This is a genomic window from Luteimonas flava, from assembly GCF_036584485.1.
Taxonomy (GTDB): Bacteria; Pseudomonadota; Gammaproteobacteria; order Xanthomonadales; family Xanthomonadaceae; genus Luteimonas; species Luteimonas flava.
In genome coordinates this window covers 1-291 of record NZ_JAZHBM010000068.1, presented here as the reverse complement: position 1 = coordinate 291, position 291 = coordinate 1, and the positions used below count along the sequence as shown (strand labels likewise).

At 68.7% G+C, this 291-nt stretch carries 1 protein-coding gene; it reads left to right on the top strand.

Going from position 1 to position 291, the window contains the following annotated elements:
- Positions 1-291, top strand: a 291-nt coding sequence (locus tag V3391_RS17710; protein WP_332079767.1) for an aldehyde dehydrogenase family protein, incomplete at both ends; no start/stop codon positions are given.

Here is a 291-nt window from a genome sequence, read left to right as displayed (position 1 = left end):
AGGGCATCGCCGAAGGCTCTTTCTTCGCGCCGACGCTGCTGCTGTGCCGAGACGGCCACCGCAACGATGCGGTGCATGATGTGGAAGCGTTTGGTCCGGTCAGCACCATCATCAGCTACAACGGCATTGACGAAGCGCTGGAACTGGCGGCGCGCGGCAAAGGCTCGCTGGTGTCGACGCTGGTGACCAGGGAGCCGGCCGGCGGCCCCACCGTCCAGCTCGACGTAGGCACCGGTCCGGCGCAAAGCCGCAAGCAGGGCCGCGTGCTGACGCTGACGCGCGGCCCCGACG